The sequence below is a fragment of the Lysobacter fragariae genome (genome assembly GCF_054779775.1).
In genome coordinates, this window is sequence record NZ_BAAGXP010000001.1 from 71,683 (window position 1) to 85,604 (window position 13,922).

The window sequence follows — 13,922 nt, forward strand, 5'->3', positions numbered from 1 at the left end:
TCCGGTAGTCGGCCTACAGCTCGAACCGGTACGACAGCTTCACCAGCAACTGCTCGCTGTCGCGCAGGTCGAACGCATCCTGGAACTGGTCGCGCGCGCGATAGCCGCCCATCACGCCTTCCTCGAAGAACGAACCGCCGCGCACGTAGGCGACATACAGGTACGACAGCGGCGCCAGTTCGTAGCGGTAGCGCACCTGGAAGCCCAGGTTGCGCAGGCCGACATCCGCGATCGCCTCGTTCGATGCCAGCGGTTCGCCGGAGTCGGCGACGCGCCACGCCTTCCGCGCCTTCCCGTCCAGGCCGATCGCTTCCAACCGCACGCGCAGTTCCTGCCTGTCGTTGACCAGCCATACGGTGCCGGCATTGAGCAGCAGCATGTCCTCGTCATAGCTGCCGACCAGGTTGTCGCCGCGCCACAGCAGCCAGTCGGGATTGTGCTCGTAGTACCAACCGGTGAAGAAGCTCAGCCGGTCGTTGACGTGGAAAGTCGGCTCGAAATTGAGCTGGTACGCAACCTTGCCCGGCGTGTCCAGACCCTCCGAGGCCAGGCGCACGTTGCCGTAAAGACTCCAGTGGCCGTCGCCCTGCCGCGGGCGGTTCCGCTCGTAGAAAGCGAAGTACTTCGCCGGCATGTTGACGATGCCGTTGCCGCGCAGGATCAGGTCGTCGTGGCCAGCGGTCCACGTCGCGAGCTCCATGAAATCATTGCCGCCATCGCGCAACTGGCCACTTCTGTTTATCGCTGCGGCATCGGCGATGTGCACGCCGTTGTCATTGACCCGGCGCGACACCGCCCAGTGCCAGTCGGTCGCGCTGTATTGCGAGGTCTCGGGCAGGTTGGTGAAGCGTTTGCCCAAGTCATAGCGGCCGTAGTTGTAGTTGTTGCGCTCCAGGTACCCGAAGTCATTGAGCTGCAGGTCGCCGCCCAGGTGCAGCAGGTACAGCTGCTGGCGCCAGCCGTCGCCCATGTCCCAGTCGATGCGCGTCTGCACGCCGGTATCGCGCGTGGAACTGCCGCCCTGGTCGACATCGGATCCGACGATGGCCGTGCGGATCGACCACTGCGGATTGGGCGTCCAGCGATGGTCGACTTCGTACACGTTGGCCACGCGGTCCAGGAACGGCCGCTCCACCCGCGTCACCATCGCACCGATGCCCTGCTTGTCGCCGTCGTGGGTGGCGCGCACGGCGTAGAAATCGCGACCGACCTCGTCGGCTTCGGTCGCCGCGAACACGCCGTAATTCAGCGCACCGACGCTGCCGTTGACCTTCACCGCCGCGGTGACATCACCGGAACCGTTGTGGTCGTCCGTCGGTGCGCCCACGCGCCGGGTGTAGATCAGCTTGTTGCTGGAATTGAGCGAACCGAACGGGACGTCGAAATAGCTCTGGTTCTCGGTGAAGAACGGCCGCTTGTCGCTGAAGAAGGTTTCCGTCGCGCTGAAGTTGACCACCAGCTGGTCGCTCTCGACCTGGCCGAAATCCGGATTGAGCGTGGCGCTGAGCTGGAAGCGGCCATTGGGTTTCCAGAAGATGTCCGCGCCGCCGTCGAAGTCCGACTTGTGCGCGACGTTGTCGAACACCATCGACGCGTACGGCGTGATCGCCAGCAACGACTGGCTGTACGCCGGAACTTCCACCTTGTTGAACGCGCTCAGGTAGCGCGATTCCTGGTAGCTCACCGCGGGCCACGAGGCACGCTCGCCGGTGGCGCCGATCACGCGGTCCAGCTGGATGCCGAGCGTACGCGTGCCATTGGCGACGTCGCGCATGGTCGCGACGTGCCAGGGGATCAGCATTTCCGCCGACCAGCCGGCGTCGTCTTCGGTCACCGCGTGGCGCCAGTTGCCATCCCAGTCGGTGCTGAACTGGTTCTCGCTGGTGATGGTGCCGTCCTGGATGCTGTCGGACAGCAGCACGGTGAAGTTGTAGCCGATGCGGCCGTCGCCATCGAAGTCGACGTACAGGTTGACCCGGTCGACCTGCGCGCTCTGGTCGCGCTGCAGCTTCTGCCGCGTGCGGGGATATTGCGGCCCCTGCAGGTTGCGGAAGCCTATGGCCAGGCCTTCTTCAGTGGCCAGGATCCAGGCCTCGGTCGGCTGCGGCGCGGCGGCGCGCGACAGCGGCTGGGTCAGCAGGAAGTCGGTGACGTGCTGCGCGCCCTGCCATTCAGCGGGATCGATGCGCCCATCGACGGTGACGGCAGCGAAGGCGGAAGGCGCGGCAAGCGCGGCCAGGATGGCAGTAGTCAGTGTTGCGCGCATGCAGGGCCCGTCTGCAGGAATGGTCGTCGCCCGCATTCACGGGCGCCGCGTGCGACACCCGCACGAAGTGGCGGCAGCGTATTGCCGAACGCGGCATTTACCGAATGGCGGAAGTCATGCCAACCAATTGCCTATGTCGTGCATCGGGGCAGGCAGCGGCCTTCGGTTCAAGGCGTTGCGCCGGGCAGGCGTGCCCTGATTCATCCGCGGCGCCTCGGGAACACCAAGGTGTCAGGGGTTGCAGGGGCTTCGCGACGACATGCGTTTGTCGGCGCGAGGCGGGACATCTGCGACGTAATGCGGCCGGCACCCGCTCACCCTGAGCGTAGCGCCGCAGGCGCGAAGTCGAAGGGCGACGTGCACGGGGACCGACCGGCTCCGGGACATCCTTCGACTCCGCTTCGCCAGGCTCAGGATGAGCGGTGTGGGTTGGCGCCCTTCGAATTGAACGGGCGGGAATACTCAGTACGTCGCCAGGGGACGGGTGAGCCACCCGTGATTACGTGCGTGGCGTACAGCTCAGCCCACGCCGGCTTCCTTCGCCTTGCGTGCTTCCTTCACCTTCAACTTCTTGAGCTTTTCCTGCTTCTTTTTCTTCTTCTCGGACTTCGGCTGGAGCATCGTGCCGGTGCAGCCCGGCGAGCCACAGCGGCATTCCCAGACCTTCTTCAGCGCCGCGGTGTGCTTCTCTTCCAGGCGGATGCCGTAGTTGTAGGACAGCTCCTCGCCCGCGGCGATGGCGCGAATGGCCTCGATGAAGACCTTGTCCTTGCGGCGGTCGTCGCCGTCGTCCTCTTCCAGCACCGCCTCGCAATTGGGCATGCAGCTGTGGTTGATCCAGCGTGCCGCGTTGCCGTTGTGGTTGGCGTCGATCACGTACTCGTCGTTGAGCGTGAACAGGAAGGTGTGGCCCGAATCCACGTCGCCGGTGTCGCCCGCGTCCACTTCCGCATGGGTGCGGCGCTGGCCCTTGTACTCGATCAGCCGCTCGCCTTTCTTGATCGGCGCGATGGCAAACATGCCATTGCCGTGGATGGCGGAGCGACGGGTGGCGATCTTGCTGGGCATCTGCGTTTCCGGAATCGACAAAGGACCATTGTCGCCCGAAGCCCGCTGGAGCCGCCATGTCGGTGTCCGGTTGCCGCGCGGCACCCCGTAGTCACACACCACTACCCCGCGACGGACGAAGCCCCATGACCGCACCCCGCACGACGCTCCCCCTGCTCCTGCTCACCCTGGGCGCCTGTCAGCAGGCAGGCAATCCCCCGGCCCTCGCCGCGTCGGCGGCGGCTCCCGACCCGGCAATGAGTGGAAGCGGGGAAGCGGCCGACCTGATGGCTCAAGGCGAGTACCTGGTCCGGATCGGCGGATGCAACGACTGCCACACCCCCGGTTATGCCCAGGCCGCAGGCAACATTCCCAAAGAGCAATGGCTGGCAGGCAACCCGCTTGGCTGGAACGGCCCTTGGGGCACGACCTATGCCACCAATCTGCGGAACCGTGTGCAGGGCATGGACGAAGCGGCCTGGCTCAAGTTCAGCGGTGAACTGCACGCCCGTCCGCCGATGCCGGATTTCACGCTGCGGGCGATGAAGGAACGGGATCGCGTGGCGATCTACCGGTTCATCCGCTCGCTGGGCCCGGCCGACGGGGAAGCCCCCGCCTACCTGCCTCCTGGCCAGACCCCGCCATCCCCCTATGTCCAGTGGGTCCTGCCCTCCCCGCCTGCGAGCCAGCCGCCACCGGCTAGCAAGGGCTGATTTACCCGATTCATCGACCCGGACTTGGCCCGGGGACGCTCAATCCGTACAATTCCGGTACGGATTAAGAGCCACACCATGCTTCGCGTCGCCAAGCTCACCGATTACGCCACGGTCGTGATGACCGTCCTCGCCGCCCGCCACGCCAGTGCGCCGGACGCGGTGCTGAGTGCCTCGGAACTGGCCGAACGCGCGGGGCTGGAAACGCCAACCGTCGCCAAGGTGCTCAAGCCGCTGGCGCAGGCCGGACTGGTCGCCGCCGCCCGAGGCGCCAATGGCGGCTACCGGCTGGCGCGTGCGGCGGAGGCGATCGGGCTCATCGAGATCGTGGAAGCGCTCGAAGGCCCGCTGGGCATGACCGAATGCAGCGTCCACGCCGGCAATTGCGGTATCGAGCAGTCCTGCGGCGTGCGCGCCAACTGGAACCGCATCAACGATGTGGTGATCGACGCCCTGCGCGCCATCACCCTGGCCCAGATGCTGGCACCGCCGCCGCCGAAACCCACCACACCCACGGCGAAGCGCATCGACTTGCGCCTCGCCAACGCATGAGCAGTACAGGCAGCCCCATGGCCACCGAAATCACCGACACCGTAGAGACGAATCGCGAGATCCGCGAGCAGCTCGGCCGCAAGTACGAGGCCGGCTTCGTCACCGACATCGAATCCGAATCGCTGCCGCCCGGCCTGGATGAAGATGTCGTCCGCGCCATTTCCGCGCGCAAGAACGAGCCCGAGTGGATGACCGACTGGCGCCTGGCCGCCTACCGCCACTGGCTGACCATGACCGCGCCGCACTGGGCGAAGCTCGACATCGCGCCGATCGATTTCCAGGCCATCAGCTACTACTCCGCGCCGAAGGGCCCCAAGTACGCCTCGCTCGACGAGGTACCCAAGGAACTGCTCGACACCTACGAGAAGCTCGGCGTGCCGCTGCACGAGCGGGCGAAACTGGCTGGCGTCGCCGTGGATGCGGTGTTCGACTCGGTTTCCGTCGGCACCACCTTCCGCAAGGAACTGGCCGAGAAAGGCGTGATCTTCTGCTCGATGTCGGAAGCCATCCGCGAATACCCGGACCTGGTGAAGCAGTACCTCGGCAGCGTCGTCCCCACGCACGACAACTACTTCGCCGCGCTCAATTCGGCGGTGTTCTCCGACGGCTCCTTCGTCTTCATTCCGAAGGGCGTGCGCTGCCCGATGGAACTGAGCACCTACTTCCGCATCAACGCCAGCGAGACCGGCCAGTTCGAACGCACGCTGATCGTGTGCGAGGAAAAGGCCTACGTCTCGTACCTGGAAGGCTGCACCGCGCCGATGCGCGACGAGAACCAGCTGCACGCGGCGGTCGTCGAACTGGTCGCGCTGGAAGACGCGCAGATCAAGTACTCGACCGTGCAGAACTGGTATCCGGGCGACGAGAACGGTGTCGGCGGCATCTACAACTTCGTGACCAAGCGCGGCGAATGCCGCGGTGCGCGCAGCAAGATCAGCTGGACGCAGGTGGAGACCGGTTCGGCGATCACCTGGAAATATCCGTCCTGCGTGCTGCTGGGCGACGACTCGACCGGCGAGTTCTATTCGGTGGCGCTCACCCACCATCGCCAGCAGGCCGACACCGGCACCAAGATGATCCACATCGGCAAGCGCACCAAGTCGAAGATCGTCAGCAAGGGCATCAGCGCCGGTCGCGGCCAGAATTCCTACCGCGGTCTGGTCCGCGTGGAGAAGAACGCCGAAGGCGCGCGCAACCACACCCAATGCGATTCGCTGCTGATCGGCAAGAAGTGCGGCGCGCACACCTTCCCGTACATCGAGGTGAAACACCCCAGCGCAACCGTCGAGCATGAAGCGACGACCTCGAAGATCAGCGACGACCAGCTTTTCTACTGCCGCTCGCGCGGGATCAGCGAGGAAGACGCGGTGTCGATGATCGTCGACGGTTTCTGCAAGAGCGTGTTCCGCGAACTGCCGATGGAGTTCGCGGTGGAAGCCAAGAAGCTGCTGGAAGTCTCGCTGGAAGGCGCGGTGGGTTGATTTTTTCCTGTCATCCCGAGCGTAGCGAGGGATCTGATTCACGAACGAAAGACGAAGGCAGGTTCCTCACCTGCGGTTCGGAACGACAACGAGATTGAACATGCTGAAGATCGAAAACCTCCACGTCCGCGTCGCAGGCAAGGACATCCTCAAGGGCCTCTCGCTCGAAGTGCAGCCGGGCCAGGTGCACGCGATCATGGGCCCCAACGGCGCGGGCAAGTCCACGCTGGGCAATGTCATCGCGGGACGCGAGGGTTACGAAGTCGTCGAAGGCTCCGTGCACTTCGAAGGCCGCGACCTGCTGGCGCTGGAGCCGGAAGAACGCGCCGCCGCCGGTGTGTTCCTCGCCTTCCAGTACCCGGTCGAGATCCCGGGCGTGAACAACACCTACTTCCTGCGCGCCGCGCTCAACGCACAGCGCAAGGCGCGTGGCGAAGGCGAACTGGACTCGATGCAGTTCCTGAAGAAGGTGCGCGAGAAACTGGCGGTGCTGCACCTCAAGGACGACCTGCTGCAGCGTGCCGTCAACGAGGGTTTCAGCGGTGGCGAGAAGAAGCGCAACGAGATCTTCCAGCTCGCGCTGCTTGAACCCAAGCTCGCCATCCTCGATGAAACCGACAGCGGCCTGGACATCGACGCACTGAAGAACGTCGCCGAAGGCGTGAACGCATTGCGATCGCCTGACCGCGCCTTCCTCGTCGTCACCCACTACCAGCGCCTGCTCGATTACATCAAGCCGGACGTCGTGCACGTGCTGGCCGATGGACGCATCGTCGAGAGCGGCGGGCCGGAACTGGCGCTGCAGCTGGAAGCGCATGGCTATGCGTGGCTGAAGGATCGCATTGCGCCGGAGGCATCGGCGTGATGGTCGCTGTTGCCCTTGCTCGTCCTTCCCGCGAAGGCGGAAGCGCCTTTCAACGGCGCCAGCCGGTCAACCCAGCGACGTTGCCTTCTCCGGTGATCGGGCAACAACGGCGCTGGATCCCCGCCTTCGCGGGGATGACAGCTTTAGTTCCCGGACATCGCGGGGACCGCCCATGAGCGCCCTGCTCGACTCCTTCGCCTCCGCCTTTGACGCGCTGCCGAACCGCGATGCCGCGGGGCTTGGCGACGCGCGTCGCGACGCGCTGGCAGCCGCCCTGCGCGACGGCCTGCCCGGCACGCGCAGCGAACGCTGGAAATACACGCCGCTGCGGGCATTCGAACGCCGGACGTTCGGCACCGTTGTCGCGGAACCCGTCGTATTCGACGCCGCGCTGCTTACCGACATCCCGGCGCCGCGACTTGTGTTCGTCAACGGTCGCTTCGATGGGGCGCACAGCGACACCACCGGATTGCCCGCTGGCATTGCGCTGCAGCCGCTGTCGCAACTGCTGGCGCATGGCAGCGAGCGCGAGGTCAATTTCCTCGCCCGCCGCTTCGACCGTGCCGACGAGGTGTTCGCGCGACTGAATGCCGCACTGGCGGACGAGGGCGTGGTGTTGCGCGCGGAAGAAGGCGCGCGTTCGACACTGCCGATCCACCTGGTTTTTGTCGGCGCTTCCGCGGGAAGCGACATCGCCGCCCATGCACGCCATCTCATCGAACTGCGCGCTGACGCCGAGCTGACGGTGGTCGAACACCATCTTGCCGGCAGCGCGCACACCCACCTCGCCAACAGCCTCGCCCATGTGCACCTGGCTGCGCGTGCGCGCCTCACGCACGTCCGCGTGCAGGACGAATCCACCGGCGCGTCGCTGATCAACCGCACTGACGCCGTGCTGGCGCGGGATGCGCACTATCGCCGCCTCGACCTTGAACTTGGCGGCGCACTCTCGCGCCACGAACTCAACGTCGCATTGCAGGGCGAGAACGCGCAGGTATTCGCCAATGGGGTGCTGCTCGCCGATGGCAAGCGCCATCTCGACACGCGCCTGGGCATCGACCATGTCGCCCGCGACACGCGCTGCGACCTGCTATGGCGCGGACTCGGCGCCGGGCGCTCCAAGGCCGCATTCCACGGCGGCATCACCATCCGCGAAGGCGCCGATGGCAGCGCCGCGGAGTTGTCGAACAAGAACCTGCTGCTGTCAGTGGGCGCCGAAATGGACACCCAGCCGGTACTGGAGATCCACGCGGACGAAGTGCAGGCGGCACATGGCGCGGCCGTCGGCCAGCTGGATGCCACGTCGATGTTCTACTTGCGCAGCCGCGGCATTCCCGAAGCACAGGCACGGGCGTTGCTGACTGCAGCGTTCTGTCGCGAAACGCTAAACGTCGTCGAAGACGCGTCGCTGCGCGATTCGCTGGCGATCCGGCTTGATGCGGCGCTCGCACGACTGGAGCCGGCATGAATATCTCATCCCATCCCGGTCTTACTGCGCTCGCTGGGGACGCGATCGACTGGAGCCGCGTCCGCGCCGACTTTCCGCTGCTTACCCGCGAAGTCAACGGCAAGCCACTGGTCTATCTGGATTCGGCCAACACCGGACAGAAGCCGGCCAGCGTGATCGAGGCCGTGGACGACTTCTACCGTCGCCATAACGCCAACGTCAGCCGCGCCGTACACACGCTCGGCACCGAAGCGACCGACGCTTACGAAGGCGCGCGACGCAAGCTGGCCTCGTTCTTCAACGTGCGCGCCGACGAACTGGTGCTGTGCAGCGGCACGACGTTCGCGCTGAACCTCGTTGCGTACTCGTGGGCGCTGCCGCGCCTGCAGCCGGGCGACGCGATCGTACTCACGCGCATGGAGCACCACGCCAACATCGTGCCGTGGCAGCTCGTGGCGCAGCGCACTGGTGCGACGATCAAGGTCGCGGAGATCAACGCGGCTGGCGAACTCGACCTGGATGCGCTGTACGCACTGCTTACGCCGGAAGTGAAGATCCTCTCGCTCACGCACGTCTCCAACGTGCTGGGCACGGTGAATCCGGTGCGCGAGATCTGTCGCGAAGCCCGCAAGCGCGGCATCGTCACCGCCATCGACGGCTCACAGGCCGCGCCGCATCGCGCGGTCGACATCGCCGCGATCGGTTGCGACTTCTACGCCTTCACCGGCCACAAGATGTGCGGCCCGACCGGTACTGGCGCACTGTGGGCACGCCGCGAACACCTGGCCGCGATGCCGCCGTTCATCGGTGGCGGCGAGATGATCAAGGAAGTGCGCTTCGAGGGCACGGTCTACAACGACGCGCCACACAAATTCGAAGCGGGTACGCCCAACATCGCCGGCTTCGTCGGCCTGGGTGCTGCGGTCGATTACCTGTCGGCGCTCGGCATGGCGAACACCGACGAACGCGAGCAGCAACTGCTGCGACACGCGACCGAGGAGCTGGACAAGGTCGACGGGCTGCGTATCTTCGGCCGCGCGCGCGAGAAGGCGGCCGTCATCAGCTTCCTGGTCGAAGGCGCGCACGCGCACGACCTCGCCACGCTGCTGGACCTGGAGGGCGTCGCGATCCGTTCTGGCCACCACTGCGCGCATCCGCTGATGCACCACTTCGGTGTTCCGGCGACGTGCCGGGCGTCCTTCGCGTTCTACAACACGCACGAGGAAGTCGACGCCTTCGTCGCCGCATTGCGCAAAGTGCGCAGGCTGCTGGCGTAGGCGGATCCGTGCGGGCCCGGTATAAGATTTGCGGCATCGCGTGGATGGACCCTGAGGACGCATGAGCACCGATCATCCGAATTCCGAGGGTTCCGATCATTCCGAAACCGAAGTGGTTTCGCTGCTGCGGGAAATCCGCAACAACCAGCGCGCCGCGCTGGAGCTACAGCGCGAGCACATGGGGATGTACCAGAAGCAACTTGAACGCATCGAACGCATCAACGACCGCGCCGAGTCCATCCAGCGCCGGGCCGGCACCGCACTGCGGCTGATCCTGATGCTGGCGATCCCGGCCGTGCTGGTGCTGCTGGCACTCATGCTCTGGCCCTATTTCTCACGACTCCTCGGATAAGCATGGACATCCAGTTCCGCCCCGCCACTCATTCCGACATCCCTGCCCTGGTGCCGCTGGTGGAAGCCGCCTATCGCGGCGAAGGCGAGCACAAGGGCTGGACCACCGAGGCGGACATCCTCGGCGGACGCCGCACCGATGCCGACGAAGTGCGCGGCTGCATCGACAGCGCCGGCAGCGTGCTGCTGGTCTGCGAACGCGCGGCCGCGGACGGCTCGCTCGAACTGCTGGGTTGCGGGCACGTGGCGGTGGAGGACGGCGCTGGCTACTTCGGCATGTTCTCGGTGCGTCCGGAACTGCAGGGTGCGGGCATCGGCAAGGCCCTGCTCGGCGAAGCCGAACGCATCGTGCGCGACGAGTGGCACCTGCCCACGATGCGCATGACCGTGATCGACGTGCGCCAGGAGCTGATCGATTTCTACGAGCGTCGTGGCTATCGCCGCACCGGCACCAAGATTCCGTATGGCAAGGAAATGTTCGGCCTGCCCAAGCGCCAGGATCTGCAGTTCGAACTACTGGAAAAGACCCTCTGATCGGCGGCGTCTTCCCAGAGTCTCTTCAAACTCTGCCAAACGACATCGGGACCTGACCATGGGCGACTGGGTTTTCGTCTGCGCCTCTTCGCAGCTGCTTCCGGGTGAATCCACCGTCGCGTGGGACGGCGACACCCCCATCCTGGTCGTGAACTACGACGGCGATTTCTATGCGCTGGAGGACAAGTGCTCGCACGAGGACTTCGAGTTGTCCGCCGGCCAGTTCGATGGCGAGGAAGCCACGATCGAATGCGCGCTGCACGGCGCGAAGTTCGACGTGCGCGATGGGCGTCCGCTGTGCGCACCGGCCTATGAGCCGGTGGCGCGATTCCCGGTGAAGGTGGACGACGTCGGCGTCTGGACCCGCGACGATCGCGAATGAGCGACTTCGGCAAACGAGAATCGTTTGCATTTGAGAATTGTTCTCACTAAACTGTCTGCGCCGCGGCATCGCCGCAACGACATCCACGAGAACCATGATCAACAGGAAGCTTCCGGCGCTCGCCCCGCTGGCCGCCGCGCTCGTACTTGCACTTTCTGCCCCTGCCGCAGCCCGCGCCGACGAGATGGCCGCCACCGGCAGCTCGAACGCGACAGACCTCGACGCCGTCGAAGTGATCGGCAAGGTCGACTACGGCTACGTGCAGAAGCGCTCGACCAGCGCCACCAAGACGGACACCGACCTGCAGGACGTCCCCCAATCCGTCACCGTCATCACGAGCGATCTGATCAAGGACCAGGCCATGCAGAACCTGGCCGACATCGTGCGCTACGTGCCCGGCGCGGCAATGGCGCAGGGCGAAGGCAACCGCGACACGCCCGTGCTGCGCGGCAGTGCTTCGACTGCCGACATGTTCATCGACGGCATGCGCGACGATACCCAGTACTTCCGCGACCTCTACAACATCGAACGCGTCGAAGCGCTGAAGGGCCCGAACGCGATGATCTTCGGCCGCGGCGGCGCAGGTGGCGTACTCAACCGCGTGAGCAAGCAGGCCGACTGGAATACCGTGCGCGAACTGAGCCTGCAGGTGGGCTCCTGGAACAAGCGCCGCATCGCTGGCGATTTCGGCCAATCGATCAACGACGGCGCCGCATTCCGCGTTACCGGCATGTTCGAGGACTCGGAAAGCTACCGCGACGGATACCAGGCGCAGCGCTGGGGCATCAATCCAACGTTCGCGTTTACCGCGGGCGACAGCACCACCATCACCCTCGGCTACGAGCACTTCGAAGACGAGCGCGTCGCCGATCGCGGCGTGCCCTCCTCGCCCGTCGCGTTCAACGGCCGTCGCCTTCCCGTGGAAACCGATCCGTCGACGTTCTTCGGCGACCCCGCACGCAGCCCGACCTGGGCCGATGTCGACGCACTCAGCGGACTGGTCGAGCACGACTTCGGCAACGGCCTGGCGTTGCGCAACCGCACCCGCATTGCCGATTACGACAAGTTCTACCAGAACCTGTATGCGGGCGGCCCGATCTCTTTCGACACCTGGGGTGCACCGGCGGCCGAGATCCGCGCCTACAACAATGCGACCCAGCGTACGAACGCGTTCAACCAGACCGATTTCGTCTGGTCGATCGACGGCAGCATCAAGCAGACGCTGCTGTTCGGTGCCGAGCTGGGTCGACAGGAAACCGACAATTTCCGCATGACCGCATATTTCGGTTCCCCTGGCTCAACTGCCACCTCGGTATTCGTTCCGTTCGCGAACCCCCGCTACACCGGCCCGGTGGAATTCCGCCAGAGCGCTACCGACGCCGATAACCATACGACCACCACGATCGCAGCGCTGTACGTGCAGGACCAGATTGAATTCTCGCCGCAATGGCAGGCGATCCTTGGCCTGCGCTATGACCACTTCGACGTGGACTTCCGTAACGACCGCAACGGCACGACCATCGCAGCCACGGACAACCTCGTCTCCCCACGCGTCGGCCTGGTCTACAAACCGATCGATCCACTGTCGCTGTACGCCAGCTACAGCATGACCCACCTGCCGCGATCGGGCGACCAGATGAGTTCGCTCACGCCCACCAACCGCGCTTTCGATCCCGAGCAGTTCCGCAACTACGAGATCGGCGCCAAGTGGGAAGTTGCAGCTGGGCTGGCCCTTACCGCAGCCACGTACCGGCTTGACCGCACCAATTTCGCCGTTGCCAATCCGGCATTCCAAAGCGACCCGACCCAGCCCTCGATGATCCTCGTCGATGGACAGCGCATCGAGGGTGTCGAGATCGGCATCGCTGGCAACATCACCGAAGCATGGACCGTGATGGGCGGCTATGCATGGCAGGACGGCGAAATCCTGGCCGGACCGGACGAAGGCAAGCGCCCGGCACAACTGCCGGAACAGACCGCTTCGCTCTGGAACCGCTACGACTTCAATGAAACCTGGGGCGTCGGCCTCGGTGCGATCCATCGCGGCGCCATGTTTGCGTCCACCAGCAACGCAGTGGTCGTGAAGAGCTACACCCGCTATGACGCCGCGGTCTTCCTTGACCTGGGCGACAAAGTCGGCCTGCAGCTCAACCTCGAGAACATCTTCGGGAAGAAATACTTCGTGTCGGCGAACAACGACAACAACATCACTCCGGGTTCGCCGCGCGCGGCCTACCTGAGCGTGAATTTCAAGTTCTGAACGTCCCGCAGCAGCACAGGCAACGAGTCCGCACACATGCGGGCTCGTTGTCGTTTGAGGAAGCCCCGCAATGATTGAACACAACGCGAACACCAGCCGTACCCGCAGCAACGCCACCTACCGCTGGGTGCGCCAGCTGCACCTGTGGATCGGCGCATGGGGCGCGCTGGCGGCGATCATCTACGGCTTCACCGGGCTGGTGATGAACAACCGCTTCGGCGACAACGCATGGCCGCAGGGCGAAACCACCGACGCCGGTCGGGTGACGCTGCAGGTTCCGGTGGATGCGCGCGCGACCCCGGAGCAGTTGTCGCTGTGGCTGCGCCAGACCCAATCGCTGGATGCGCAGGTCATCAAGAAAGGCGGCAGGGATTCGAAGGCGCCGATGAAGTGGAACTTCAGCGGCGGCACCGCGAGCGATTCCTGGACGGTCGAATACACGCCGGGCAAGGAGTCGGCCGAGGTCAAGCGCTCCTCGCATTCCTTCCTCGCCGCGATCACCCGCCTGCACAAGGGCAGCGGTGGCGGCTGGCTGTGGAACCTGCTCGCCGACAGCTTCGCCCTGGGCATGCTGCTGCTGGGACTGTCCGGCATCTGGATGTGGGCCCGTGGGCGCACGCCACGACAGATGATCGCGAGCATCCTGGGGTTGTCGGCGCTGGTGCTGGCAGCGGTGCTGATTCCCGCGCTGGCCTGATTGGCATCGGTTGCAGCCAGGCGCTGCGCTACGCCTGCGCCCCGGCCATG

The 13,922-nt window shown here is 65.2% G+C and carries 12 protein-coding genes and 1 pseudogene; 11 read left to right on the forward strand and 2 right to left on the reverse strand.

The features are described from left to right. Nucleotides 1-13 precede the first annotated feature (13 nt). The gene (locus ACYVD7_RS00345) at nucleotides 14-2,266 is read right to left on the reverse strand and encodes a DUF5916 domain-containing protein (RefSeq protein WP_460757980.1); all 2,253 of its coding nucleotides are present in this window, start codon (nucleotides 2,264-2,266) and stop codon (nucleotides 14-16) included. Nucleotides 2,267-2,872: 606 nt separating this feature from the next. Beyond that, a pseudogene (locus ACYVD7_RS00350) lies at nucleotides 2,873-3,334 on the reverse strand (SET domain-containing protein); the annotation flags it as partial. A gap of 125 nt (nucleotides 3,335-3,459) precedes the next feature. On the opposite strand from ACYVD7_RS00350, the gene ACYVD7_RS00355 reads away from it, so the two are divergent. From ACYVD7_RS00355 to ACYVD7_RS00405, 11 genes are all read left to right on the forward strand, one after another. Then, nucleotides 3,460-4,026: a cytochrome C gene (locus ACYVD7_RS00355; RefSeq protein ID WP_460757982.1), complete on the forward strand. Its 567-nt coding sequence runs from the start codon at nucleotides 3,460-3,462 to the stop codon at nucleotides 4,024-4,026. A 78-nt stretch (nucleotides 4,027-4,104) separates the two neighbouring features. Further along, nucleotides 4,105-4,578, forward strand: coding sequence for an SUF system Fe-S cluster assembly regulator (locus ACYVD7_RS00360; RefSeq protein WP_460757984.1), 474 nt, complete (start codon nucleotides 4,105-4,107; stop codon nucleotides 4,576-4,578). Nucleotides 4,579-4,595: 17 nt separating this feature from the next. Next, nucleotides 4,596-6,059: a Fe-S cluster assembly protein SufB gene (gene sufB, locus ACYVD7_RS00365; protein WP_460757987.1), complete on the forward strand. Its 1,464-nt coding sequence runs from the start codon at nucleotides 4,596-4,598 to the stop codon at nucleotides 6,057-6,059. 100 nt (nucleotides 6,060-6,159) lie between these two features. Next, entirely contained in the window at nucleotides 6,160-6,924 is a 765-nt protein-coding gene (gene sufC, locus ACYVD7_RS00370) for a Fe-S cluster assembly ATPase SufC (protein WP_460757989.1), read from the forward strand. 172 nt (nucleotides 6,925-7,096) lie between these two features. Then, nucleotides 7,097-8,392, forward strand: a complete 1,296-nt coding sequence (sufD, locus tag ACYVD7_RS00375) for a Fe-S cluster assembly protein SufD (protein WP_460757990.1) — start codon at nucleotides 7,097-7,099, stop codon at nucleotides 8,390-8,392. Further along, nucleotides 8,389-9,648: a cysteine desulfurase gene (locus tag ACYVD7_RS00380; RefSeq protein WP_460757992.1), complete on the forward strand. Its 1,260-nt coding sequence runs from the start codon at nucleotides 8,389-8,391 to the stop codon at nucleotides 9,646-9,648. Before sufD ends, ACYVD7_RS00380 begins: the two co-directional genes overlap by 4 nt. 61 nt (nucleotides 9,649-9,709) lie before the next feature. Then, nucleotides 9,710-10,000 carry a hypothetical protein gene (locus tag ACYVD7_RS00385; protein WP_460757993.1) on the forward strand — a complete coding sequence of 97 codons (291 nt, stop codon included), beginning with the start codon at nucleotides 9,710-9,712 and terminating at the stop codon, nucleotides 9,998-10,000. A 2-nt stretch (nucleotides 10,001-10,002) separates the two neighbouring features. Beyond that, complete coding sequence (locus ACYVD7_RS00390) at nucleotides 10,003-10,533, forward strand: GNAT family N-acetyltransferase (RefSeq protein WP_460757996.1); 531 nt, start codon at nucleotides 10,003-10,005, stop codon at nucleotides 10,531-10,533. A 58-nt stretch (nucleotides 10,534-10,591) separates the two neighbouring features. After that, complete coding sequence (locus tag ACYVD7_RS00395; RefSeq protein ID WP_460757998.1) at nucleotides 10,592-10,915, forward strand: Rieske (2Fe-2S) protein; 324 nt, start codon at nucleotides 10,592-10,594, stop codon at nucleotides 10,913-10,915. 94 nt (nucleotides 10,916-11,009) lie between these two features. Next, entirely contained in the window at nucleotides 11,010-13,175 is a 2,166-nt protein-coding gene (locus ACYVD7_RS00400; protein WP_460758001.1) for a TonB-dependent receptor, read from the forward strand. Nucleotides 13,176-13,245: 70 nt separating this feature from the next. Continuing rightward, nucleotides 13,246-13,872, forward strand: a complete 627-nt coding sequence (locus ACYVD7_RS00405; RefSeq protein ID WP_460758002.1) for a PepSY-associated TM helix domain-containing protein — start codon at nucleotides 13,246-13,248, stop codon at nucleotides 13,870-13,872. Nucleotides 13,873-13,922: the final 50 nt, after the last annotated feature.

Coding starts and splice junctions, on each gene's coding strand:
- ACYVD7_RS00345 (WP_460757980.1), bottom strand. CDS start 2,266: ATGCGCGCAACACTGACTACTGCCATCCTGGCCGCGCTTGCCGCGCCT.
- ACYVD7_RS00355 (WP_460757982.1), top strand. CDS start 3,460: ATGACCGCACCCCGCACGACGCTCCCCCTGCTCCTGCTCACCCTGGGC.
- ACYVD7_RS00360 (WP_460757984.1), top strand. CDS start 4,105: ATGCTTCGCGTCGCCAAGCTCACCGATTACGCCACGGTCGTGATGACC.
- sufB (WP_460757987.1), top strand. CDS start 4,596: ATGGCCACCGAAATCACCGACACCGTAGAGACGAATCGCGAGATCCGC.
- sufC (WP_460757989.1), top strand. CDS start 6,160: ATGCTGAAGATCGAAAACCTCCACGTCCGCGTCGCAGGCAAGGACATC.
- sufD (WP_460757990.1), top strand. CDS start 7,097: ATGAGCGCCCTGCTCGACTCCTTCGCCTCCGCCTTTGACGCGCTGCCG.
- ACYVD7_RS00380 (WP_460757992.1), top strand. CDS start 8,389: ATGAATATCTCATCCCATCCCGGTCTTACTGCGCTCGCTGGGGACGCG.
- ACYVD7_RS00385 (WP_460757993.1), top strand. CDS start 9,710: ATGAGCACCGATCATCCGAATTCCGAGGGTTCCGATCATTCCGAAACC.
- ACYVD7_RS00390 (WP_460757996.1), top strand. CDS start 10,003: ATGGACATCCAGTTCCGCCCCGCCACTCATTCCGACATCCCTGCCCTG.
- ACYVD7_RS00395 (WP_460757998.1), top strand. CDS start 10,592: ATGGGCGACTGGGTTTTCGTCTGCGCCTCTTCGCAGCTGCTTCCGGGT.
- ACYVD7_RS00400 (WP_460758001.1), top strand. CDS start 11,010: ATGATCAACAGGAAGCTTCCGGCGCTCGCCCCGCTGGCCGCCGCGCTC.
- ACYVD7_RS00405 (WP_460758002.1), top strand. CDS start 13,246: ATGATTGAACACAACGCGAACACCAGCCGTACCCGCAGCAACGCCACC.